This window comes from bacterium, assembly GCA_036524115.1.
In the GTDB taxonomy this organism is placed as follows: domain Bacteria; phylum JAUVQV01; class JAUVQV01; order JAUVQV01; family DATDCY01; genus DATDCY01.
The window spans coordinates 1-22249 of the sequence record DATDCY010000258.1 but is presented as its reverse complement, the minus strand read 5'-3'; the positions used below and the strand labels follow the sequence as shown (position 1 = coordinate 22249).

The 22249-nt window shown below is 72.2% G+C and carries 19 protein-coding genes; 9 read left to right on the top strand and 10 right to left on the bottom strand.

The features are described 5' to 3' along the window. Together VI078_12650 and VI078_12645 are read right to left on the bottom strand one after the other, a co-directional pair. A partial coding sequence (locus VI078_12650) for a hypothetical protein (protein HEY6000132.1) occupies positions 1–325 on the bottom strand: 325 nt, incomplete at its 3' end. Positions 326–332: 7 nt separating this feature from the next. Continuing rightward, a complete protein-coding gene (locus VI078_12645; GenBank protein ID HEY6000131.1) occupies positions 333–731 on the bottom strand; it encodes a hypothetical protein in 399 nt (132 codons plus the stop codon). Positions 732–843: 112 nt separating this feature from the next. Here VI078_12645 and VI078_12640 point away from each other — a divergent pair, with 112 nt between their 5' ends. From VI078_12640 to VI078_12620, 5 genes are read left to right on the top strand one after another with little or no spacing between them, the layout of a single operon-like run. Then, positions 844–2130, top strand: coding sequence for a radical SAM protein (locus VI078_12640; GenBank protein ID HEY6000130.1), 1287 nt, complete (start codon positions 844–846; stop codon positions 2128–2130). Continuing rightward, the gene (locus VI078_12635) at positions 2127–2705 is read left to right on the top strand and encodes a hypothetical protein (protein HEY6000129.1); all 579 of its coding nucleotides are present in this window, start codon (positions 2127–2129) and stop codon (positions 2703–2705) included. The genes VI078_12640 and VI078_12635 overlap by 4 nt, the downstream gene beginning before the upstream one ends. After that, positions 2702–3382, top strand: coding sequence for a 1,6-anhydro-N-acetylmuramyl-L-alanine amidase AmpD (gene ampD / locus VI078_12630; protein HEY6000128.1), 681 nt, complete (start codon positions 2702–2704; stop codon positions 3380–3382). Before VI078_12635 ends, ampD begins: the two co-directional genes overlap by 4 nt. Before the next feature lie 52 nt (positions 3383–3434). Next, positions 3435–4301: an NYN domain-containing protein gene (locus VI078_12625; GenBank protein HEY6000127.1), complete on the top strand. Its 867-nt coding sequence runs from the start codon at positions 3435–3437 to the stop codon at positions 4299–4301. 25 nt (positions 4302–4326) lie between these two features. Then, positions 4327–4902, top strand: a complete 576-nt coding sequence (locus VI078_12620) for a flavodoxin family protein (GenBank protein HEY6000126.1) — start codon at positions 4327–4329, stop codon at positions 4900–4902. Between the two features lie 23 nt (positions 4903–4925). Here VI078_12620 and moeB read toward each other — a convergent pair whose 3' ends face one another. After that, positions 4926–5729 (bottom strand): molybdopterin-synthase adenylyltransferase MoeB, encoded by an 804-nt coding sequence (gene moeB, locus VI078_12615; protein ID HEY6000125.1) that lies wholly within the window; start codon positions 5727–5729, stop codon positions 4926–4928. 141 nt (positions 5730–5870) lie between these two features. On the opposite strand from moeB, the gene VI078_12610 reads away from it, so the two are divergent. Continuing rightward, the gene (locus VI078_12610) at positions 5871–8423 is read left to right on the top strand and encodes an ATP-binding protein (GenBank protein ID HEY6000124.1); all 2553 of its coding nucleotides are present in this window, start codon (positions 5871–5873) and stop codon (positions 8421–8423) included. Positions 8424–8453: 30 nt separating this feature from the next. On the opposite strand, the gene lepA is transcribed toward VI078_12610, so the two are convergent. Then, positions 8454–10253: a translation elongation factor 4 gene (gene lepA / locus VI078_12605; protein HEY6000123.1), complete on the bottom strand. Its 1800-nt coding sequence runs from the start codon at positions 10251–10253 to the stop codon at positions 8454–8456. Between the two features lie 129 nt (positions 10254–10382). Between lepA and VI078_12600 the strand changes: the two genes are divergently transcribed. The 3 genes from VI078_12600 (at position 10383) to VI078_12590 (ending at position 13669) form a co-directional block, all read left to right on the top strand. Next, entirely contained in the window at positions 10383–10997 is a 615-nt protein-coding gene (locus tag VI078_12600; protein ID HEY6000122.1) for a class I SAM-dependent methyltransferase, read from the top strand. 61 nt (positions 10998–11058) lie between these two features. Then, the gene (locus VI078_12595) at positions 11059–11586 is read left to right on the top strand and encodes a YceI family protein (GenBank protein HEY6000121.1); all 528 of its coding nucleotides are present in this window, start codon (positions 11059–11061) and stop codon (positions 11584–11586) included. A gap of 226 nt (positions 11587–11812) precedes the next feature. Beyond that, complete coding sequence (locus VI078_12590; GenBank protein ID HEY6000120.1) at positions 11813–13669, top strand: hypothetical protein; 1857 nt, start codon at positions 11813–11815, stop codon at positions 13667–13669. Between the two features lie 14 nt (positions 13670–13683). Here the strand turns inward: VI078_12590 and VI078_12585 are convergent, their stop codons facing one another. From VI078_12585 to VI078_12560, 6 genes are all read right to left on the bottom strand, one after another. Next, a complete protein-coding gene (locus VI078_12585) occupies positions 13684–14904 on the bottom strand; it encodes an aminotransferase class I/II-fold pyridoxal phosphate-dependent enzyme (protein ID HEY6000119.1) in 1221 nt (406 codons plus the stop codon). A 199-nt stretch (positions 14905–15103) separates the two neighbouring features. Continuing rightward, positions 15104–15802, bottom strand: coding sequence for a response regulator (locus VI078_12580; GenBank protein ID HEY6000118.1), 699 nt, complete (start codon positions 15800–15802; stop codon positions 15104–15106). Then, complete coding sequence (locus VI078_12575) at positions 15799–17349, bottom strand: DUF4118 domain-containing protein (protein HEY6000117.1); 1551 nt, start codon at positions 17347–17349, stop codon at positions 15799–15801. The genes VI078_12580 and VI078_12575 overlap by 4 nt, the downstream gene beginning before the upstream one ends. Positions 17350–17580: 231 nt before the next feature. Next, the gene (locus VI078_12570) at positions 17581–19572 is read right to left on the bottom strand and encodes an APC family permease (protein HEY6000116.1); all 1992 of its coding nucleotides are present in this window, start codon (positions 19570–19572) and stop codon (positions 17581–17583) included. A 68-nt stretch (positions 19573–19640) separates the two neighbouring features. Then, on the bottom strand, positions 19641–22097 hold the full coding sequence (locus VI078_12565) for a DUF4118 domain-containing protein (protein HEY6000115.1): 2457 nt from the start codon (positions 22095–22097) through the stop codon (positions 19641–19643). Next, on the bottom strand, positions 22094–22249 hold a 156-nt coding region (locus VI078_12560), incomplete at its 5' end, for a potassium-transporting ATPase subunit C (GenBank protein ID HEY6000114.1). The genes VI078_12560 and VI078_12565, both read right to left, overlap by 4 nt.

Sequence of the window (22249 nt, the reverse complement as noted above, 5' to 3'; positions counted from 1 at the left end):
GCCTGGGCGTGGCCCCCAGCGGAGCCGACAGCGGCTCGGACGGCGGCGCGGCGGCGGCGCCCGTCCCCCGCGGGAGGATGACCAGCCAGAAGTCCTGCGTGCCGTCCTTGTGGCAGGAGCGGCAGCTGCTCGCCACCGCGGCGTGCGGCTCGTCGCGCGACGGGAAGATCCGCGTGCGCTCCGGCCCCGCGACGCCGTCCTTGTGGCAGCGCAGGCAGGCCTCCCGGGTGTGCGGGTTGAGCACCGGCTCCTGTCCGCGCACGGCGGGGGCGGCGAGGGCAGCGAGGAGGGCCGCGGCGAGCGCGGCGGCGGCGCGACGGCTCATGGAACGTTCAATCCTCCTGCCGCAGTTCCTTCACCGCGGAGTGCACGACGAAGATCCGCTTGTTGTTGCCACCCGGGTCCGCCGGGAAGAGCAGGAACCCGTACCGGGAGAGGTTCACCCCGAGCGCCGTGCCGCGCATCGTCTCGCCGTCGGTGAACGTCAGCAGGTAGCGCCTCCCGATCGTCCCCTCGGGCAGGCGCAGCTTCTGCTCCCGGTACTCGCGGTTGCCCTCGAAGCTGCGCACGAAGAACAGCGCCTTCAGGTCCTCCACGTTGACGACCGCCGGACCGCCCGGCGCCGGGGCCACCCGCTCCAGCGTGAACGACGGGCGGTTCGGCGTGAAGTCGGCGGTCGTCCCCTTCGCGATCCCGCCGTCCTTGTAGCGGACCACCACTTTGTGCAGCATCGGTTGGCGCATCCTTCCCCAAACTATGGCAGTTTCGCAGATTGCGCGGGAAGGTGTCAATTTCCGGGCCGCGGCCGCGGGCGCACGCGGACGCGGTGGTATCATCCCGGGCATGCCGCGCTCCCGACGTGCCGACCCCGTCCTCGCGGTCGCGGCCGACGCCGCCGGCCACATCGTCGACGTGCCCGGCCAGGCGGCCCTCGGGCGGGTCGGCGACACCCTTGCGCCGCTGGAAGCCGCCGCCTGCATCGGGCTCCCGCCGGGGTCCGAGCTCTTCCTGCTGCCCGGGCGCGAGCCGCTGGCGGCCGATGCGCGCACCGGCGCGGCGGGGGCGATCGCCGGCGCCACCGCGGTGGCCGCGTTCCTGGCCCCGGCGCACACGCAGCTGGCGACCGCAGCCTTCCGCACGTTCCGCGGGGCGCCGCGGCTGCCGCTCTTCGCCTACACGGCGGTCGGCTGGCACCGGGGCCGTTTCGTCGTCCCGGCCGTGCGCGTCGACCCCGACCGGCGGCAGGACATCGCGGAGTTCGACCGGCGGGAGATCGCCCGGCGCGCCCGGGCGCTGCGCACGCGCCACCACCGCAACCGGCTCTGGCAGCACCTGCTCGGGTGCGCGCTCTGCTCGGGGTGCCCCGCCGCGAACAACCTGGTGCTGGGCCGCTGGGAGGCGCCGCTGCCGACGTCCCCCGCCTGCAACGCCCGCTGCCTCGGCTGCCTCTCGCGCCAGCCGGCGGGCTCCGGCTGCCCCGCGACGCAGGAGCGGATCGCGTTCGCGCCGACGGTCGACGAGGTCCTCGCGGTCGCCGTGCCGCATCTCGAGCGGGCGCCGCGGGCGGTCGCCAGCTTCGGCCAGGGGTGCGAGGGCGAGCCGCTGCTGCAGGCTGAGCTGCTCGAGGGCACGGTGCGAGCCGTCCGCGCCCGCACCGCGCGCGGCACGCTCAACCTGAACACCAACGCCAGCCGCCCGGCGGCGCTCGCCCGGATCCTCGACGCCGGGCTCGACAGCGTGCGCGTCAGCCTCAACAGCGCGCGGCCGGCCCTCTACCGCGCCTACGCGCGGCCACGGGGCTACGGCTTCGACGACGTCGTCGCGAGCATGCGCGAGGTGCGCCGGCGCGGCAAGTTCCTCTCGCTGAACTACTTCGTCTTCCCGGGCGTCACCGACGACCCCGCGGAGTGGGCGGCCTTCCGGGCGCTGCTGCGCGAGGTGCGGCCCGACCTGATCCAGTGGCGCAACCTCAACCTCGATCCGGAATGGTACTGGGAGGTGGCGCGCCCGCTCGCGGGCGGGGCACCGCTGGGCGTGGCGACGGTCATGGCGCGGGTGCGCCGGGAGTTCCCGCGCGTGCGCTTCGGCTACTACAACCCGCCGCTGCGCGGGCCGCGGGGGTACCGGTGAGGCATCTCGGGCGCAAGCTCTACCACGTCGGCGGCGGGCTCGGCCTGCTCGCGATCTGGTTCGCGCTCGGGCGCCCGCGCGCGTTCTTCGCGTACGGCGCCCTGCTGGCCGCCGTGCTCCTCTTCGACCTCGCGCGCTTCACCCTGCCGCGCTTCAACGCCTGGGCGATGGCGCACCTCTCGGGGTTCCTGCGCCCCGGCGAGGAGCACAAGCTCAACGGGACGCCGCCGTACCTCCTCGGCGTCGCGCTGACGCTGCTGCTCTTTCCCGAGCCGCCCGCCGTCGCGGCTGTGCTCTTCCTCGCCGCGGGCGACGTCTCGGCGACGACGGTCGGCGAGCGCTGGGGGCGGCACAGGGTGGGCGGCAAGAGCCTCGAGGGGACCGTGGCGTTCTTCGTCGCGGCCGCTCTCGCGGGCTTCGCCACCCGCGCCGCACTCGGCGGCCCGCCGCCGGTGCCGCTGCTGGCCGGCGCCTGGTTCGCCGCGCTCGTGGAGCTGCTGCTGCCGAAGTTCGCCAACGACAACCTCGTCATCCCGCCGGCGGCGGCCTTCGCGATGACGCTGCTCTCGCCGTGAAGACGCGGTACCTGCCGAGCCCGCACCACCGCGACCGCGGCGGCGCGGCGGTGGACATGATCATCGTCCATTACATCACCTGCCCCCCCGGGAGCTTCGACACCGCCGACGTCGAGGCGCTCTTCCTCGGCACGCTCGACGCCGCCAGGCACCCGGCGTACCGCGAGGTGGAGGGGAAGGAGCTCTCGGCGCACTTCCTCGTGGACCGGCGCGGCCGCGTCACGCAGTTCGTCCCGACCGATCGCGCGGCCTACCACGCCGGCGTCAGCCGCTGGCGCGGGCGCACGGGGTGCAACGACTTCTCCCTCGGCATCGAGCTGATCGGCGATGCGGCGCACGAGTTCACGCAGCGCCAGTACGCGTCGCTCGCGCGCCTCTGCCGCCGGTTGATGCGCGCGCACCCGGCGATCACGCCGCGGCGCATCGTCGGGCACAGCCAGGTGGCGTGGCCGCGCGGCAGGAAACAGGACCCCGGCCCGCGCTTCGACTGGGCGCGGTTCCGGGCTCTCCTGTCGGTTGCCGGATTCGCGCCGTCCCAGGCTGGAGCCGAAGGGGTGGCGCGAAGGGGGGGCCCCCCGGCGGCGCGCAGCTCCGAGCGAGCACCGACGGGGGTCCGCAGCGACAGGACCCCGGAGGCGACGCATGGGACCAAGGTGCCCAGGCGGCTAACCTGCTAAGATTAGGTGACGGGACCGTTGCGCCGCCACCTCTCAGACAAGGAGAACAACGATGACAGCCGGCAGGGACGAGGACAAGAACCTCGCGCTCTTCATCGACTTCGACAACATCGCGCTCGGCCTCAAGGGCACGAACAAGAAGTTCCGCATCCGGCTGGTGCTCGAGCGGCTGCTCGAGAAGGGCAAGATCATCATCAAGAAGGCCTACGCCGACTGGAGCAACTACCCGGAGTACAAGAGCGAGCTGCACGCCGCGGGGATCGAGATGATCGAGATCCCCAAGCGCCACCAGTCCGGCAAGAACAGCGCGGACATCCGCCTCGCCGTCGACGCGATGGACCTCTGCTGGTCCAAGGAGCACCTCGACACCTTCGTCATCCTCTCGGGCGACTCGGACTTCTCGCCACTGGTGTCCAAGCTGCGCGAGAACAACAAGTCCGTGATCGGCATCGGCGTCCGCGAGTCCTCCTCCGCGCTCCTGGTCGAGAACTGCGACGAGTTCATCTTCTACGAGGACCTCGCCGCCGAGAACATCCCCGCGCTCGACGCGCTCCCCAAGGGCAAGGCGCAGGCCTTCGCGCTGCTGGCCTCGACCGTGCAGGCGCTCATCCGCGAGAACAAGGACGTGCTCCACGGCTCGATGGTCAAGGACACGCTCAAGCGCAAGCACCCGTCGTTCACCGAGAGCAGCTACGGCTACTCGAGCTTCTCGGCGCTGCTCGAGGACGCGCGCGACCAGGGAATCGTGGAGATCGCCCGCAACCAGAAGGCCGGCGGGACCTGGCTGGTCACCGGGCTCGGGCCGGCCGCCGGCGGCGAGAAGGCGGCGGAGACGCCCGCCGCGGCCCCACGCCGGCCGCGCGGACGGCGGCGCGGCTCCGGCCGCGGCACAGGTTCGGGGCAACCAGGCACCACGTAACTTCAGCTGCCTGCCGGGAGGGGACATGAAGGTCATAGCATTCAACGGCAGCGCCCGCAAGGACGGCAACACCGCGATGCTGCTCGCCACCGCGCTCGAGCAGATCGCGGCCGAGGGAATCGAGACCGAGCTGTTCCCGCTCGCGGGCAAGCCGATCCAGGGGTGCATCGCCTGCAACCAGTGCTTCAAGAACAAGGATCGGCGCTGCGCCGTGACGAAGGACGTCGTCAACGAGTGCATCGCGAGGATCGAGGGCGCCGACGGCATCCTGCTCGGGTCGCCGACGTACTTCGCCGACGTCTCCGCCTCGATGAAGGCGCTCATCGAGCGCGCGGGCATGGTCGGGCGCGCCAACCCCGAGCTGCTGCGGCGCAAGGTCGGCGCGGGGGTCGTGGCCGTGCGCCGCGCGGGCTCCTTCCACGCCTTCAGCTCGCTGAACGCGTTCTTCCTGATCGGCGAGATGATCGTGCCCGGCTCGAGCTACTGGAACATCGGCCGCGGGCGCGAGCCCGGGGAGGTCGCGGGCGACGACGAGGGGATGCAGACGATGCGCACCCTCGGCCGCAACGTCGCCTGGCTGCTGCGCAAGCTCTGCGCCTGAAGCGGGCCGCGAAGGGGCGCTCTTCAGCACACCGTCGGGCGCGCCGCCGGCTCGTCCGCGAGCTCGGTGATCGTCGGGCTCTCGCCGCAGACGGGGCACGCCGGGTTGCGGGGCACGCGGACGGTCGTGAAGCTCATCGCCAGCGCATCCCACAGCAGCAGGCGCCCGGCGAGCGACTCGCCGACGCCGATGAGGGCCTTGAGCACCTCCGTGGCCTGCAGCGTGCCGACGACCCCGGGCACGACGCCGAGCACGCCGGCCTCGGCGCAGGTCGGGACCAGGCCGGGCGCGGGCGGGGTCGGGAACAGGCAGCGATAGCACGGCCCGGCGCCGGGGCGGACGACGAACACCTGCCCCTCGTGGCGATAGACCGCGCCGCTGACCAGGGGCCTGCGCAGCAGCACGCAGGCGTCGTTGACGAGGTAGCGCGTCGGGAAGTTGTCGCTGCCGTCCACGACGATGTCGTACGCCCCGACGATCTCGCGCGCGTTGGCCGCGCACAGCCGCGCCGCGTGGGGGACCACATTCACGTCGGGATTGATTGCCTGCCACGCGCTCTTCGCCGACTCCGCCTTGAGCGCGCCGAGGCGGCCCGTGGTGTGCGCGATCTGCCGCTGCAGGTTCGAGAGCTCGACCCGGTCGGCGTCGACCACGCCGATGGTGCCGACGCCGGCCGCGGCGAGGTAGCACCCCACCGGCGAGCCGAGGCCGCCCGCCCCCACGATCAGGACCTTCGCGCGCAGCAGCCGCTCCTGCCCCTCCCACCCCACGTCCGGAAGCAGGAGGTGCCGGCTGTACCGCTGGATCTGCTCGTCGGTGAAGTCCATCATCGCCCCTTCTCCAAGGCCGCCGGCGCGCGGCCCGCCGCCGCCAACTATAGCACCGGCCGGCCGGCCACCGGACCCGCCGCACGGGCGTGTCCCGCGACGGCCCTCGGTTCCCGCGGCACTGCGCTATGATACGGCCCCATGGCACCCGAGCGAGGCGTCCAGCCCCCGGGGCGGCTGCCGACCGGCGCCCTCATCGTCGTTTTCGCGCTGACCCTCATCGCGGGTGCCTGGGCCGACACGCTGCACAGGATCGCGGCAGACCGCGACTCGGAGGTGGAGCGCATCTACCGCGAGAACGACGCGCTGGCGCGTGCCTTCGAGGAACATGTCCGGCGGGTGCTCAGGGACGCGGACGGGATGCTGCTCGCGCTCCAGCACGAGTTCGCGGACGACCAGGGCCGGGTGACCCCCCATCTGGCGCGGCTCGTGGAGCGCAGCAAGGACGATCCGAGCCTCAACCAGGTTGCGGTGGTGGACGCGCGCGGCAACCTCGCCCTGAGTGCGCTCCCGCTCAGCAAGCCGATCAACATCGCCCGGAACGAGACGTTCCGGGTCCACGCCGAGAAGCCGGACGTGGGTTTCTACATCGCCACCCCCGTGCGCACCCAGCTCGCAGGGACCTGGTCCTTCTTCGTCTCGCGGCGCGTCGAACTGCCGGATGGCACCTTCGCCGGGGTCGTCACGGCCGGGCTCGACCCCGGGTACTTCGAGAAGTTCTATGAGGGGCTCGCGCTCGGCCCCGACCGAGGCGTCATGCTCGTGGGCCGCGACGGGATCGTGCGCGCGCGCCGCTTCAAAGAGCAGACGGAGATCGGCCAGGACCTGCGGGCGAGCCCGATGCTCAAGCGGGTCCTCAGCGAGCCGACGGGGCACTACGAGGTGGTCGCCATCATCGACAAGGTCCGCCGCTTCTCCAGCTACCGCGCCATGCCCGACTACCCGCTGGTCGTCGTCGTCGCGGACGTGGCCTCCAGCGCGCTGGGCCCCTGGGAGCGGCGGGCGGCCGGGGCGCGGCTGGCGGCGGCGATCTTCACCATCTTCGTCGCCGGGTTCTGCGGACTGCTGATCCTCGGCGAACGGCGCACGCGGCGGCAGCACGCCCAGCTGACCGAGGAACTGGCGGAGCGCCGCCGCGCGGAGGCGGCCCTGCACGAGAGCCAGCACCTCTTCGCGGCTTTTCTCGACAACATCCCCGCCGCCGTCTACGTGCAGGACCTCGGCGGCCGCGTCCTCTACTCCAACCAGGCGTACCGCGACCTGCCCGGCCGCGGACAGATCGGCCGCAACGCGCGGGAGCTGCTGCTGCCCGCGGTGCAGGCCGCCGCGGACGGAACGGCGGCCCAGCGCGCCCGCTCCGTGGCCCTGGACGAGACGGTCGACGACGGTGCCGGCGGCACGCGGATCTACGAGACGCGCATGTTCGTCGTCGAGCGCGCGGGCGAGGAGCCCCTGCTCGGCTGCGTCTCGGTGGACAGCACGGGCCGGCGCAACGCCGAGGTCGAGCGCCTCGTCTTCGAGCGGCGGATGCAGCAGGCCCAGAAGCTCGAGAGCCTCGGCGTGCTCGCCGGCGGCATCGCGCACGACTTCAACAACCTGCTCATGGTGATCCTCGGCAACGCGGACCTCGCGCTCGCCAAGGCCCCGCCCGAGTCGCCGCTGCGCCCCTTCCTCGTGAACATCGAGACCTCGTCGCAGCGGGCCGCGGACCTCACGAACCAGATGCTCGCCTACTCCGGCAAGGGGCGCTTCGTCGTCGAGACGCTCAACCTCTCGCGCCTCGTCGAGGAGATGGGGCACCTGCTCGCGACCGTGATCAGCAAGCGGGCCACGGTCACCTACCGTCTCGAGCCCGCCGTGCCGCCGGTCGACGCCGACGCCACGCAGATCCGCCAGGTGGTGATGAACCTGATCACCAACGCCTCGGACGCGCTCGGGGGGAGCGCGGGGACGATCACCGTCTCGACGCGCGTCGAGGCCATCGCCCCGGACGTCCCGGCCAGGGGCGTCCTCGACCACCGCCTCCCGCCCGGCGAGTACGCGACGATCGAGGTCACCGACTCCGGCTGCGGGATGGACGAGCAGACGCTGATGCGGATCTTCGACCCGTTCTTCACGACGAAGCAGGCGGGCCGCGGCCTCGGCCTCGCGTCGGTGATCGGCATCGTGCGCGGGCACCGGGGCGGCATCCGCGTCTCGAGCGAGCCGGGGACCGGCACGGTCTTCTCGGTGCTGTTGCCGGTCTCCGCGGGGACCGCGGAGCGCGCGGCCCACGAGGCCCGGCCGCCCGCGACGCGGCCGGCGGGCCTCCCGCGCTCGCGCATCCTGGTGGTGGACGACGAGGAGAGCGTGCGGCGGACGGCGCAGGCGATGCTCGAGGAGTCCGGCTTCGAGGTGGTCACCGCCGAGGACGGCGCGGCCGGGGTCGCGACCTTCGAGGCCGAGCGCGGTCGCCTCGGCGCCGTGCTGCTCGACCTGACGATGCCGCGCATGGGGGGCGAGGAGGCCTTCAACGAGATGCACCGCATCGATCCCGGCGTCCCGGTGCTGCTGATGAGCGGCTTCGACGAGCAGGAGTCGGTCGCGCGGCTCGAGGGACGGGGACTCGCCGGCTTCGTCCGCAAGCCGTACCGCCTGCAGACCCTGCTCGAGAGACTCCGGGAGGTCCTGCCTGCCGGCCCGCCGCCGGCCTAGCTCCGGGGGCGCGCCGGGCGCCGCTCCGCGTCAGTCCTGCTTGTCGGAGCGCAGCACCGCGACGAACGCCTCCTGCGGGATGTTCACCGACCCGATCGTCTTCATGCGCTTCTTCCCCTCCTTCTGCTTCTCGAGGAGCTTGCGCTTGCGGGTGATGTCGCCGCCGTAGCACTTGGCCGTCACGTCCTTGCGCAGCGGGTTGACGTTGGTGCGCGCGATGATGTTGCCGCCGATGGCGCCCTGGATCGCGATCTTGAAGAGGTGGCGCGGGATCGTCTCGGCGAGCCGCTCGCAGTAGTGCAGCGCCCGCGTGCGGGCCTTCTCGCGGTGGACGAGGTAGCTGAGCGCGTCGACCTTCTCGCCGTTGACGAGGATGTCGACCTTGACGATGTCGCTCGGCCGGTAGTCCAGCTCCTCGTAGTCGAAGGAGCCGTAGCCGCGGGTGAGCGTCTTGAGCCGGTCGTAGAAGTCGAAGAGCACCTCGTTGAGCGGCATCTCGCTGACGATCTCGACGCGGTTGGCGGCGAGGTGGTTCGTCGTGAGCTTCGTCGCGCGGCACTCGCGGCAGAGGTCCATGATCGGGCTCATGTAGGTGGCCGGGAGCATGATCGTCGCCTTGATGTACGGCTCGGTGACCGCGGCGATCTGCGCCGGGTCGGGCCAGTAGACGGGGTTGTCGACGTCCAGCTGCGTGCCGTTGGCGAGCGTCACCTTGTAGAGGACGCTCGGCGCCGAGAGGATGAGCGAGATGCCGAACTCCCGGTCGATGCGCTCCTGCACGACGTCCAGGTGCAGCAGGCCGAGGAAGCCGCAGCGGTAGCCGTAGCCGAGCGCGGCCGAGGAGTCCTTGGTGTAGACGAGCGCCGCGTCGTTGAGCGAGAGCTTCTCGAGCGCCTTGGTCAGCGCCTCGAAGTCGTCGGTGCCCATCGGGTAGACCGAGGAGAAGACCACCGGCTTGGCCGGCTTGTACCCGGGGATCGGCGCGTCGGCCGGGCGGGCCGCGTCGGTGATCGTGTCGCCGACCTCGATGTCGCGGATCGTCTTGACGCCGGCGATGACGTAGCCGACCTCGCCGGCCGCCAGCTGCGTGCCCTTGACGCGGCCGAGGCGGTTGAGGCCGACCTCCTCGGCCTCGTGCTCCGTGCCCGTGTGCATGAAGCGCAGGCGCTGGCCGGGCTTGAGCGTCCCCTCCTTGATGCGCACCAGCAGCACGACGCCGCGGTAGATGTCGTAGTAGGCGTCGAAGATCAGCGCCTTGAGCGGCGCCGCGGCGTCCCCCTTCGGGGGGGGGAGCTTGGTCACGATCCCCTCGAGGACCTCCTCGATGCCGATCCCCTTCTTCGCGGAGATCGGGATCGCCTCGAAGGGGTCGAGCCCGAGGTCGGCGTCGATCTCCTCGCGGATGCGCTCGACGTCGGCCGCCGGCAGGTCAATCTTGTTGATCACCGGCAGCAGTGTCAGGTCGTGCTCGACCGCGAGGTAGTAGTTGGCGAGCGTCTGCGCCTCGACGCCCTGGCTGGCGTCGACGATGATCAGCGCCCCGTCGCAGGCCAGCAAGGATCGGCGCACCTCGTGCGAGAAGTCCACGTGCCCGGGCGTGTCGATGAGGTTGAGCAGGTACTCCTTGCCGTCGCGGGCCGTGTACGGCATCGTGATCGTGTTGCTCTTGATGGTGATCCCGCGCTCGCGCTCGATGTCCATCGTGTCCAGGATCTGGTCCTGGAAGTTGCGGTCCTCGACGGCGCCGCAGGCCTGGATCAGCCGGTCGGCGAGCGTCGACTTGCCGTGGTCGATGTGCGCGATGATGCAGAAATTGCGGATGCGGCTCAGTTCCACCGTGGTTCCCTTCCGCGCGCCGGCTTCAGGCGCGCCCTGCCCGTTGCATAACTTGCGGATAATAGTGAGCAATCCGCGGGCCGTCAATCGAAATCCGCGCGGGCTGTGCTAGAGTCGGTGGCGATGGACCCCTACGGCAGGCGCGAAGTCCTCGACTGCTTCGGCCGGCACCTGCGCGACCACGGGGACGCGCCGCAGGCCGTGCGCTGGACCGCGGCGGGCCAGCGGGCGCGCTACGAGGCGTTCCTCGCGCTCTGCGGTGACCTGGCGGGGAAAGCGCTGCTCGACTTCGGCTGCGGCAAGGGGGACTTCCGCGGGTTCCTGCGCGGGCGGGGCGTCGCGTGCGCGTACACCGGCGTCGACCTCCACCCGGACCTGATCGCGCTGGCGCGGGAGAAGCACCCGGGGACCGAGTTCCTTGCGCGCGACATCGAGGAGGAACCGCTCGGGCGGCGTTTCGATGTGGTGATCGCCTGCGGCGTCTTCAACCTGCGCGTCGGCGGCATCCAGGAGACCATCGAGGGGGTGCTGCCGCTGCTCTGGGGCTGCGCGCGCGAGGCGCTGTTCGTCAACTTCCTGACCGCGCGAACGGCGCACAAGGACGTGGAGCTGCACTACGTCGACCCGGCGTGGCTGCTGGCGTTTGCGCGTGAGCGTCTTTCGCCGGATGCGCGGGTGCGCGAGGACCTGCACCCCGACGACGTTTTCTTGGTGGTCCGGCGCGCCGGCCGCGGTTGACGGCGACCGGCGCGCGGGACCAGAATCGATCCGGGCGGCGTCCTGCCGCGGGGAGGCGCACATGTCCAGATGGCTGATCGACCCCGACCACACCGTGGCCACGTTCACCGTGCGGCACATGACGGTCGCCGACGTCCACGGGCACTTCAACCGCATCGCCGGCGAGCTGATCTTCGACGCGGCGCGTCCCGCGGCGACAGCCCTCGAGGCGGTGATCGAGACCGAGGGGATCTGCACCGGCATCCAGAAACGCGACGAGCACCTGCGCAGCGCCGACTTCTTCGACGTCGCGACCTTCCCGCACATCATCTTCAAGAGCACCGGCGCGGACGCCGAAGGGACCGAGCTGCGGCGCCTGCGCGGGGAACTCTTCATCCACGGCGTGACCCGCCCCGTGGCGCTCGAGGTCGAGCGCTTCGGGCCGGCGCGCTCCACCGACGGCGACACCTCGCTCGGCCTGCGGCTGAGCACGCGCGTCAAGCGCGAGGACTACGGGATGACCTGGAACGTCCCGATCGTCGGCGGCCTGATGGTGGGCAGCGAGGTGCGCATCGTCGTCGACGTCGAGGCGGACCTCGCGGAGGGGTAGGAACGCGCCGCCCTCCCCCGGGGTGAGGCCGACCGGCGGGGGGAAGAGGCGGCCTTGACAGGCGCTTCCCGCGGGCGAACAATCAGGCCACCGAGAACGTGCTCCACCCCGAAGGGACTTCGGCGGGGCCGGGACGGTCCAGAAAGTCGGGCGCACACGCGGCGCTCCCGGCGAACAGCCGCCGATAGTGTTCGTAGGCGTCAGTCCGAAACGGGAGGGTACGGCAATGCGCGCTCAGTGGAGGATCCCCTTTTCCGCGACCCTGCTCCTGACGGCGGTGCTCGTCTTCCTCGCGCCCGTCCGCCCCGCACACGCCGGGGCGCCGGTCGACGGACTCGCGGCGTTCAAGGCCGGCCTGCACGCCGCCACCGCCGCGAAGGTCGACCTGCGCGTCTACCAGACACCGGTCAAGGATCAGGACGGGTTCGGAACCTGCTTCACCTACGCGCTCGTCGGCACCATCGAGGCCGCGTACAAGCGCCGCTGCGCGAAGCACCCGGCGCTCGCAGCGACCGAGCCGTACTGCCAGCGACAGCTCGCGCCGGCTCCCGAGGACCTCGACCTCTCGGAGTGGCAGCTCCTCAACGACATGGCGTCGCAGACCTCGACGCGCAACCCCGCCGCCTCGCACGAGAGTCTCTCGACCAACTGCGGGTTCATCGACTACGCCTGGGACTCGGGCGACACCTGGGCCACCCACGACGCGGTCATCGTCGCCGCGCGCGGCCTGCGCCTTGCCGAGGAGGACGCCGGCAACCCCTGGCCCTCCTACTGGTACCTGCAGGCGCTGCTCGGGGACGCCATCAGCCTGCGCGCGACGCCCTTCACGGCGTACGGGCAGAAGTTCTGCCAACCCTCGCCGCCGGTGTACAACACGAACCCGTGGGTCGACCGCTTCGCCTACGACCCGCTGAACGTTGCCTACGACGGCCGCTACGGCGCGCGCTACGGTGTCTGGGGGATGCAGGTGGTCCCGGCGTCCGACACCCGCAAGCCGGCGAGTCTCGAGCAGTACCTGGCGAACAACTACGAGGTCGATCTCGGCATCAGCCTCGCGAACCTCCACTGCGACCCCGCGACCCTCTACGACGGCGCCGCCCTCTGCATCACGGTGGCGGGGCCCGGCACCTTCGGCGACGTGGGCCACGCCATGGTCCTCGTCGGCTACGACCGCAACCACCGGCTCTTTCTCCTGAAGAACTCCTGGGGGCCCGACAACTACCCCTACATCTGGGTCCCCTACTCCTTCCTCAAGACCCGCGCCGGGGAAGGGTTCATCGTGCGCGGCGTGCGGCCGGCGACGGCGAACGCGGGCGGCCACGAGCTGGGCTACCTCGGCACCTGGGCCGTCTTCGACAGCCACGCGGCCTACCAGGGCAAGCTCTCGCTCCGGCGCACCCGCAACACGCCGGACGCCCTCCTGAACTACCACGACGGGTTCCAGGTGGGCCCCTACATCACGGAGGACCCCCGGCTGCTGAGCACGGCCCGGCTCGGGACGTTCACGACCAGGAACAACTCCCCGCGCCGCGTCTGGGGCAGGCGCGTCAACACCGGCCAGCTCCGGCTCTACATCGAGAGCGGGGCCGTGGGGCCGGGAGGCGACGCTGCCGGCACGGTGTTCTCCGGCGGCTCCTCGTGGGGCCTCATGACCCTGGACTCGGCCGACGCGGCGCACGACGCCGTAGGCAAGACCTATGTGCGCGACTTCTCCGGGCGGGCGGCCTCCACCTGGAACGGCACCTGGGATCTCATCCTCGACGGGGGACCGTCCACGGCCACGCTGACGCTGCACGCCGTCGGGAGTATCCCCACCTCCGACGGCAGGTACCGCTTCGACGGGACGTTCGCGGACCCGATCTCCGTCGACATCAGCGGCTACGCGGACGCGCGGGGCGGGCAGGTGCACTTCGCGTTCCTGCACCCGGCGGTCACGCGTCCCCCCTACAACTGCGTGCTCACCCTCGCGCACGAGCGCACGGAGCTGCGGGGCCAGGTGCGGGACGAGATCCTGGCGGGAGCCGACTCCAACCTGACGTGCGACGGCGCCGGGGTGGTCGCCGTCACCGGGGCCAGGCGGTAGGAGCGGGCGGCGCTCTAGGCCTTCGCGGCCCAGCGCTCGAGGCGCGCCGCCGCGGCGTCCAGCGTCTCGTCGCGTTTGCAGAAGCAGAAGCGCACGAGCGAGCGCCCGTCCTCCGGCCGCGAGAAGAAGCTCGGCCCGGGGACGACCGCGACGCCCGGATCGCGCACCAGCTCGAGGGCGAACGCCGTCGCGTCCAGCTTCGTGAGGCCCGAGACGTCCGCCATCACGTAGTACGCGCCTGAGGGGCGGAAGCAGCGGAAACCGGCGCGCTCGAGCACCGGCAGGAAGCGGTCGCGCTTGGCGCGGTAGAGATCGGCGAGGCCGCGGTAGTAGGCATCGGGGAGGTTGAGCGCGACGACCCCCGCCTCCTGCAGCGGCGCCGCGGCGCCCACGGTGAGGAAGTCGTGCACCTTGCGGATGCCGGCGGCCAGCGCCGGCGGCGCGATCGCGTAGCCGATGCGCCAGCCGGTGACCGAGTACGTCTTGCTCAATCCGTTGATCGTGATCGTGCGCTCGCGCATGCCGGGGAGCGTCGCGATGAGCACGTGCTCGTGCCCGTCGAAGACGATGTGCTCGTAGATCTCGTCCGTGACCGCGAGGCAGTCGTGCTCGACGCAGAGCGCGGCGATCTGCTCCAGCTCCGCCCGCGAGAAGACCTTGCCGGTCGGGTTGTTCGGCGTGTTGAGGATCACGGCGCGGGTGCGCGGGCCGAACGCGCGGCGCAGCTCGTCCGGGTCGTACGCCCAGGAGAGCACCCCGCCCTCCCCCGTCACCGGTCGCAGCGGCACGAAGCACGGCGTGGCGCCGCACAGGATCGCGTCGGGCCCGTAGTTCTCGTAGAACGGCTCGAAGACGATCACCTCGTCGCCCGGGTCGACGACCGCCATCAGCGCGGCGATCATCGCCTCCGTCGAGCCGCAGGTCACCGTGATCTCGCGCTCCGGGTCGATCTCCATCCCCGTGAAGCGCCGCGTCTTCGCCGCCAGCGCCTCGCGGAAGTTCTTCGCGCCCCAGGTGATCGCGTACTGATTGATGTCCGCGCGCACCGCCCGGCAGGCCGCCTCCTTGATCTCCTCCGGGCACGGAAAGTCCGGGAACCCCTGCGCGAGGTTCACCGCACCGTGCGCGAGCGCGTGCCGCGTCATCTCCCGGATTACGGACTCGGAGAACTGTCGCGCCTTGGCGGAGAGCCGCGCGGAACCGGAGGCGCCGGCGGCGAGCGGATTGGTCGTCATGGCGCGGGATTGTACCGCATCGGCAGATCAGGCAGGCCCGGATACGAGGCACCGCGAACTGGTCCGGGGGTGACAGCGGCGGAAGCCGCGCCACCCCCATCCGGGCGAGGCTCAGGACGACTGTCGTGCCGAGGGGGCGGAGCCCCCATGGAAGCGCCCGCCGGAGGACTTCGCTCAGCTCAGGCGCAACGCCGGGCGCTCACCCCTCCCGCAGCCGGTAGCCGACCCCGGGCTCCGTCAGCAGCAGCCGCGGGCGGGCGGGGTCGGCCTCGATCTTGCGCCGCAGCTGCGCCATGAAGACGCGCAGGTAGTGCGTCTCGGCGACGGCGCCGGGGCCCCAGACCTCCTTGAGGATCTGGCGGTGCGTGAGGACCTTCCCCGCGTTCTGCGCCAGCAGCGCGAGCAGGCGGTACTCCAGCGGGGTCAGGTGGACCTCGGCGCCCGCGACCGTGACCTGCCGCCGCGCGAGATCCAGGCGCAGCTCGCCGATCTCCAGCACGGGCGCCTCCGGCAGCGAGCCGCCGGCCAGGGCGTGCCGCAGCCCGACGCGGATGCGCGCCAGCAGCTCGTTGACGCCGAAGGGCTTCGTCAGGTAGTCGTCCGCGCCCGCGTCCAGCGCGGCGACCTTGTCGTCCTCGCGCCCCCGCGCCGAAATGACGATGATCGGGACCCGGCTCCACTCGCGGATCCGCCGCGTCAGATCGATGCCGTTGCCGTCGGGCAGCCCGATGTCGAGGAGCACCAGCTCCGGGTTGTGCGTGGTCGCGGCGATCAGCGCCTCCTTCACGGTCTCCGCCTCGACGAGGCGGTAGTCCTGCGCGCCGAGCGCGGTGCGCAGGAAGCGCCGCAGCTGCGGATCGTCCTCGACGACGAGGATGAGCGGCCCCGGGGCGCTCACGCCGGCACCTCCGCGGCCTCGGCCGGCGGCGCAGCCGGCGGCGCCTCGCGCAACGGCAGCACGATGCGGAACACCGCGCCGCCGCCCTCGCGGTTCGCGGCCACGAGCGTCCCGCCGTGCGCCTCCACGATGCCGCGGCAGATCGGCAGGCCGAGGCCCGTGCCGCCGCCCCGCTCCTGCGCGCCCCGCTGGAACTTCTCGAAGACCCGCTCCTCCTGCCCCGCCGGGATGCCCGGGCCGCGATCGGCGACCTCGATCTCCACCGCGCCGCTGGTGAACCGCGCGCCCACCGCGAGCGGCGAACCGGCGGGCGTGTACTTCAGCGCGTTGTCCAGCAGGTTCACGAACACCTGTTCGAAGAGGACCGGGTCGACGGGCACCAGCGGCAGCCCCTCCGGCAGGTCGGTCGTCACCCGGCGGCCGGCGAGGCGCGCGTCCAGGCGCACGAGCGCCGAGCCGAGCACCTCCTCGAGCGGCACCCAGTCGCGCCGCAGGTGCATGGCGCCGGACTCGATCCGCACCATGTCGAGGATGTTCCCGATCAGCCGCTCCATGCGCTCGGCCTCCGCGCACACCGTCTCGACCAGCTCCGCCCGCTGCCCGGCGTCCAGCCGCTCCCCTTCGTCGCGCAGCGCCGTTGCCGCGCCCGTGATCGTGGCCAGCGGGGTGCGCAGGTCGTGGGAAACCGCGCTCGCCAGCGATGAGCGCATCTGCTCGGTGCGCGCCCGCAGCGCAGCCGCGCGTGCCTCTTCGGCCAGGCGCAGCCGCTCCAGGGCGAACGAGATCTGCCGCGCGAAGACCTCGAGGAACCCGCGTTGCGACTCGTCAATCGCGCCGGGAGCCGGCCGCCGCAGCACCAGCGCCCCCAGGGTCGCCAGCCCGGCCGTGAGCGGCACGCCGGCTACGGCCGCCCCGTGGAAGATCTCGGTCCCGGCCCCCGCGACGCGCCCGTGGTCAACCACCCAGCGGGCGACCTCGAGGTCGGCCGGGGCCAGGGCGGGCGGCTCATCTTCCCCCGGGGGCGCGAGCCGCCCCTGCGCGTCGAGCAGCAGGACCGTGGCGTCGCCGCCGAAGACCCGGGCGGCATGGCGGGCCGCAGCCTCCGCCGCCTGCGCGGCGTCCGCGGCGCCGACCAGCTCGCGACTCAACGCGTGGAGCGCCGCCGTCCGCTCCTCCCGGGCGCGGGCCTCGCGCTCCTGCCGGCGCAGCCGTCCGCTCAGGCCGCTCACCACGAGGCCGAGACCGAACATCATCGCGAAGGTCAGGGCGTGCCGCGCGTGCTCGACGCTCAGCGTGTAGTACGGCGGCACGAAGAAGTAGTCGTAGCTGGCGACGGACAGGGCCGCGGCGGCCACCGCCGGGCCGCGACCCAGCCGGAACGAGGCGATCAGGATCGCCAGCAGGTAGAGCATCACGACATCGGGGAGGTGGAAGGCCCGGCGGCCCAGGAGCGCGACCACGCTGATGCCGGCCACGAGCAGCGCCGACCAGAGGTACGCGACCCGGCTTCCCGCGTCGTCCCGAGTCATCGGCCTGTCTTGCGTCACGAAGGCCATCCTTCCGGAAGGGATCCTCTCATAACGGTATCATCCTTTGCGCCAGCCTTGTCCACAATCCGCGTTCGCAGTGCACGTGCTGCCGTCACCGAGCCGGAGCGTCAGGGTGCGTTCCGGCAAGGCAGCGACAAGCGCGCGCGGAGGCGGGCTGGTGCCCGCCGCACAAGCAGCGCGCGGAGCAACGCCGCCGGGGCGCGCCCTGGCCTCCGGATCGGTCGACGGCTACCTCAACTTGGCGGGCAGGATGACCATGGTGAGGCCGGCCCACTGCAAGCGCTTCTGGACGAGGTTGGCCGTCTCGTTGTGCAGGATGCGCTGGTACCACTGCTCGCGGTGGAAGATGACCTTGCCGGCAAAGAACATGCAGCCGTGGAACTCCTCCGCGATGCGCCGGCAGAGCCGGTCGGCCTCCTCGACGGCGTCGGTGCCGAGCGCGTAACGGTACGTCGCCGGGATCCCCAGCCCGCTGGCAAGCTGCAGGTAGCGGCCGAGCGTCTCCTCGGTGCGCTCCCGCAGCGCCTCCACCGTCTCCTCCCCCTTGAAGCCGCCGGAGTCCACGACGCCGATGGAAACGAACACCAGGTTCTTGAAGTGCCCGGGGAAGGCGCGGAAGGCGTTGAGCACGGTGTGGATGCCAAGGCCACCGTAGCTGCCGACGAGCACGACCGCGGTCGGCTGCGTCGGGTCGGGCTCGACAGGGATGCGGTCGACGTCCAGCGGCAGCGTGCCGAGCATCGCGTACAGCTCCTCGAGCTTGACGCCGACGGTGCGGTAGTGGGCGCGGATCACGAAACAGAGTGCGACCAGGGCGCCGGTCACGACCAGGGTGATCCAGCCGCCCTCGGCGAACTTCTCGAAGCTGGTGATCACGAGGATCGTCAGGCAGAGCACGAGCCCGACCAGGAACAGGGCGAAGCGGCGCCTCCAGGTGCGGCCCTCGCGGCGGCGGTGCAGGGTCGAGCGGGTCATGCCGAACATCGAGAGCGAGAAGGTCAAAAAGACGTTGATGCTGTACATGACGACGAGCTTGACCACGTCCCCGCGGGTGTAGAGCAGCGCCGCCAGCGCCGCGAGGCCCATGAGCACGATGCCGTTGTGGGTCGTCAGCCGCTCCGAGAGCGCCGCGAAGCGGTGCGGGACCCAGGAGTCGACGGCCATGTTCGCCAGGACGCGCGGGCCGTCGATGAAGCCGGCCTGCGAGGCGACGACGAGCAGCCCGCCCTCGGAGACGAGCATCGCCACCACGAAGGCGCCACCAAGCGGGATGCCCGCGACGACCCGCTCGGCGAGGACGGCGTTGAGCGTCTTGCCCTCGACCGGGCCCACGCCCCACAGCAGGTAGCAGACCAGCAGCCCCCCCGCGGTCACGGCGAGCGAGGCGGCCATGTAGAGCATGGTGCGCCGGCCGTTCCTCACCCGCGGCTCCTGCATGATCGGCATGCCGTTCGAGACCGCCTCGATGCCGGTGTAGGTGCCGCCCCCGAGGGAATAGGCGTGCAGGAAGAGCAGGGCCATGGCGCCGGCGCCGAAGCCGGGCGCGGCGAGCCCCGCGCGGAAGCCGTCGGCCGCGCGCGCGGCGGTCTCCCCCAGCGCCGAGAGCCGGCCGAAGACGCCGCCGGCCAGCAGCGCGACGTGCGTCGCCAGGAAGAGCAGGAAGACCGGCAGCAGCGCCTGCACCGATTCCTTCACGCCGCGGATGTTGAGCGCCATCAGGGCGACGATGCAGACGATCTCGAACTCCACCTTGCCGCGCTGGAAGCCGAGCGGCAGGAAGCTGAACAGCGCGTCGCCCGCGGCGGCGATCGAGACCGTGATCGTCAGCACGTAGTCCACGAGCAGCGCGCTGCCCGAGACCACGCCCCAGCGGGGTCCGAGCAGCTTCGTGGCGACGAGGTAGCCGCCGCCGCCGTGCGGGAACTCCTCGATGATGCGACTGTAGGCCGAGGCGATGACGATGACGGTGAACGCCGTGAGCGCCGCGAGCCCGACCGCCAGGTAGGTGTGCTCGCGCAGGGTCAGGAAGGCCTCCATGGGGCCGTAGCTCGAGGAGGAGAGCCCGTCGGCGCCGAGGCCCACCCAGGCCAGGAACGGCAGCAGCGAGAGGTGCTTGAAGAGGGAGCGGTCGGCGAGGTCGCGGGGCTTGCCGAACAGCAGGCGGCGCACCCGCTGGTGGAGCGGCGGTCTCTCGTGCGGCGGTTCGGCCCCCTCGATCACGGGGGGATAGTAGGGCCGGCGGCGCTCAGGGTGGCGTCAAGACCGGCCCCGGGGACGTCAGGATCGCGTCAAGACCGCCCGTCGCACGCCGGCCCGCAGCTGCGGACGAACGCCAGGATCTCGGCCGGCGTCTCGAGCGCGAGCAGCTTCTCCACGTTCCCCCCGGCGCGGAAGAAACCCGCCAGTCCGGCGAGGAACTGCAGGGTCAGCTCGGGGTCCTCGGCCGGCGCGACGAAGAGGGCCCAGACCCGCACGGGACCCGCCGGCGAGAGGCCGAGCGCCGCCTGGATCCCCGTGAGACCCGGCAGGCGCGCGTGCGGGATGCTCACGCCGGAGCCGACGAAGGTGCTCCCGTTCTTCTCGCGGTCGAGGACCGCCTGGAGCGCCTGCGCCGGGTTCGGCAGGCGCAGCGTGCCGAGCAGCGACTCGATGATCTTCTCGGGCGCCTCCCCCGCGTCGAAGCGCAGGATGCGCCCCTCCTCCAGGAAATCGCCGAGGCGCAGCGGCGCGCCGCCGTCGGAGGCCTGCACGGTCCGCAGCTCCAGCAGCATCTCGACGCGCCCGGCCGCCTCGCTCATCCGCGTGCTCTCCAGCGCGCCGCCGATCGCCGCCGCGAAGGCCTCGAGCAGGCGCATCTGCTCCGGCTCGGCGAAGACCTGCGGGTCCGCGGGGCGCACGCCGAGCACGCCGACGGTGGACTGCAGGCCCCGCAGCGGCACGTAGAGGCCGCGCGCGCTCCCGAGCGTGTCCGTGCCGGCGCCGGCGGGGACGCCGTGGTCGATCACCCACTGCGCCACGGCCGCCTCGGGCTCGTCGAACGCGAACCGCGCCGCGTCCCCCGCCGCCAGGACCAGCACGCCGGGCTCGCCGCGGGTGATGAGCGCGACCGGCTCGCGGTAGAAATCCTCGAGGTGGCGCTGTGCCTTCTCGAGCAGGGGCCGGGGCTCCGGCGTCTCCGAGAGCTTGAGGCTCAGGCGGTAGAGCGCGCGCAGCCGGTCCTCGCGGCGGCGCACCTGCTCGCCCTGCCGGTGCAGCCGGTCGGCAAGCGAGCTGATGACGATGCCGACCCCGAGCATCACGACGAACGTGACGAGGTACTGCGCGTCCTCCACCGCGAACGTCAGCACGGGGGGCACGATGAAGAAGTCGAAGGCCAGCACGCCGAGCACCGCCGCCGCCAGGGAGGGGCCGCGCCCGTGGCGGTAGCCGAGCCAGGCGACGCCGGCGAGGTAGAGCATGACCAGGTTCGCGCGGTCCAGCAGCGGCGAGAGCCACGAGGAGAGCAGCGTGCAGGCGGCCACGACCGCCGCCGCCCAGCCCAGGCCCCAGGAGGACGACCGCCGCGGCGCGGGCGGACGGTGTCGTGCGCTGAGGTCGGAGCCGACGCCGCTGATCACGTAGAGGTCGACCTCGCCGCAGCGGCGGGCCATCTCGTTGACGACCGAGCCCTGCAACAGCTCCTTCCAGCGCGGCCGGGCGGGCTTGCCGAGGACGATCTTGGTGACGCTGCGACCCTGCGCGAGCGCGAGCAGCTCGTCCGTGACCCGCAGGCCCGAGCGCGTCAGCGTCTCGGCGCCAAGCGTCTGCGCGAGCCTGAGGTTCTCCACGACGCGAGCGCGGTCGCGTGCCGGCAGCTTCAGCTCCGCCGGGGTCTCGACGTAGACGGCGATCCACTCGCCGTGCAGCCGCGCCGCGAGGCGCGCCGTGGCGCGGATCAGCCGCGCCGTCATCGGCCCGGAGCTGATGCCCACCAGCAGCCGCTCGCCCACCGGCGGCGCCCCACCCTGATCGTGGCGCTCGCGGAAGGAGAGCAGCTGCAGCTCGACGCGCTCGGCGGCGTGGCGCAGGGCCAGCTCGCGCAGGGCGATCAGGTTCCCGGGCTGGAAGAAGTTGTCGGCCGCCCGGTCGGCGGTGGGGCCGCGGTAGACCTTGCCCTCGTGCAGCCGGCGCAGCAGGTCCTCGGGCGAGAGGTCGACCAGCTCCAGGTCGTCGGCGCGCTGCAGGAAGGTGTCGGGGACGGTCTCGCGGACCGCGCGCCCGGTGATGCGCGCGACGACGTCGTTGAGGCTCTCCCAGTGCTGGACGTTCAGCGTGGTGTAGACGTCGATCCCCGCCGCCAGCAGCTCCTCCACGTCCTGCCAGCGCTTGCGGTGGCGCAGGCCCGGCGCGTTGCTGTGGGCCAGCTCGTCGACCAGCACGAGGCGCGGCCGGCGCGCGAGCGCGGCGTCCAGGTCGAATTCCCCGAGCGCGATGCCGTGGTGGCGGACCACGCGCCGCGGCAGCACCTCGAGGCCCCTGAGCAGCGCCTCGGTCTCGACGCGGCCGTGCGTCTCGACCAGGCCGACGACGATGTCGATCGCCTCGGCCTGCCGCTGGCGGGCGGCCTCGAGCATCGCGTAGGTCTTGCCGACGCCCGGGCACATCCCGAAGAAGATCTTCAGCCTGCCGGCGCGCCCGCGGCGCTCCTCGTCCTGGGCGAGCTTGAGCAACGACTCGGGGGACGGGCGGCGCGCCTCGTCGTTCATCGCCCCGCCCCTTGCGCCGCGTCGAGCGCGTCGAGCGCCAGGTTCAGCCCGAGCACGTTGACCCGCGGCTCGCCGAGGAAGCCGAGCTGCCGCTGCTCCGTGTGCGCGGCGACGAGCCGCAGCACCTCGGCCTCGTCGAGCCCGCGGGCGGC

Bases quoted from the DNA above. Each gene is read 5' to 3' on its own strand.
- VI078_12645 (HEY6000131.1), bottom strand. From the start codon at position 731: ATGCTGCACAAAGTGGTGGTCCGCTACAAGGACGGCGGGATCGCGAAG.
- VI078_12640 (HEY6000130.1), top strand. From the start codon at position 844: ATGCCGCGCTCCCGACGTGCCGACCCCGTCCTCGCGGTCGCGGCCGAC.
- VI078_12625 (HEY6000127.1), top strand. From the start codon at position 3,435: ATGACAGCCGGCAGGGACGAGGACAAGAACCTCGCGCTCTTCATCGAC.
- VI078_12620 (HEY6000126.1), top strand. From the start codon at position 4,327: ATGAAGGTCATAGCATTCAACGGCAGCGCCCGCAAGGACGGCAACACC.
- moeB (HEY6000125.1), bottom strand. From the start codon at position 5,729: ATGGACTTCACCGACGAGCAGATCCAGCGGTACAGCCGGCACCTCCTG.
- VI078_12610 (HEY6000124.1), top strand. From the start codon at position 5,871: ATGGCACCCGAGCGAGGCGTCCAGCCCCCGGGGCGGCTGCCGACCGGC.
- VI078_12600 (HEY6000122.1), top strand. From the start codon at position 10,383: ATGGACCCCTACGGCAGGCGCGAAGTCCTCGACTGCTTCGGCCGGCAC.
- VI078_12595 (HEY6000121.1), top strand. From the start codon at position 11,059: ATGTCCAGATGGCTGATCGACCCCGACCACACCGTGGCCACGTTCACC.
- VI078_12590 (HEY6000120.1), top strand. From the start codon at position 11,813: ATGCGCGCTCAGTGGAGGATCCCCTTTTCCGCGACCCTGCTCCTGACG.
- VI078_12585 (HEY6000119.1), bottom strand. From the start codon at position 14,904: ATGACGACCAATCCGCTCGCCGCCGGCGCCTCCGGTTCCGCGCGGCTC.
- VI078_12565 (HEY6000115.1), bottom strand. From the start codon at position 22,097: ATGAACGACGAGGCGCGCCGCCCGTCCCCCGAGTCGTTGCTCAAGCTC.